Origin of the sequence: Mesorhizobium sp. M7A.F.Ca.CA.004.12.1.1, from assembly GCF_003997835.1 — a bacterium.
GTDB lineage: Bacteria > Pseudomonadota > Alphaproteobacteria > Rhizobiales > Rhizobiaceae > Mesorhizobium.
In genome coordinates this window covers 1-787 of record NZ_RZRK01001367.1, presented here as the reverse complement: position 1 = coordinate 787, position 787 = coordinate 1, and the positions used below count along the sequence as shown (strand labels likewise).

The following is a 787-nucleotide window of genomic DNA, read 5'->3' as shown; positions in this document are numbered from 1 at the left end:
GAGACAGGCTTGCCATCGCGGCGTCGGCCTTGAAAGCGGCGCTCGAGCGTGGCGGGCCGTTTTCGGCCGAACTCGAAACCCTCGCGGCGATTTCGCCCGATGCGCCGCAGCTTGCGGCACTGCGCCCCTATGCTGAAAAGGGCGTTCCGACCCGCGCCGAGATCGCATCGCAGGCTGATGCCGCCGCCAATGCCATGGTCACTGCCGCGACGCCCGTCGATGAGAATGCCGGCTTCCTGCAGAATCTGATGTCGAGCGCCGAATCGCTGGTCAAGGTCAGGCCGATCGGCGCCGTCGAAGGCGCCGGCGCACCGGAAACCGTCGCGCGCATGGAGGCGGCGGTCAACCAGGGCGACTACGCGAAGGCACTCAGCGAGTATGAAACGCTGCCCGAGGCCGCCAAGGCCGCTGGCGCGGACTTTGTCGGCAAGCTGAAGGCACGCATCGAGGTCGAAACCCAGGTCGATGCGCTGATCTCGGGCGCGATGAAGGCATGAGGGCAACACAATGATCCGCCTGCTCGCCTTCCTCATCGTCGTTTTCGCGCTCGGGCTGGGCTTTGCCTGGCTGGCCGACCGGCCGGGCGACATGGTCGTCACTTTTAACGGCTATCAATACCAGGTCAGCCTGATGGTGGCGGCGGTGGCCGTCGTTGCCGTGGTCGCCGCGGTGATGATCCTGTGGTGGCTGCTCAAGTCGCTGTGGAACAGCCCCTACACCATCTCGCGCTATTTCCGTGTCCGCCGCCGCGATCGTGGCTATCAGGCGCTGTCGACCGGCATGATTG

2 protein-coding genes are annotated in these 787 nt (G+C 65.6%); both read left to right on the top strand.

The features are described 5' to 3' along the window. Positions 1-497 (top strand): mitofilin family membrane protein (locus tag EN984_RS36430; RefSeq protein WP_245480210.1); only part of this gene is annotated, 497 nt, incomplete at its 5' end. Positions 498-507: 10 nt separating this feature from the next. Then, on the top strand, positions 508-787 hold a 280-nt coding region (locus EN984_RS36425; RefSeq protein ID WP_281057393.1), incomplete at its 3' end, for a heme biosynthesis HemY N-terminal domain-containing protein.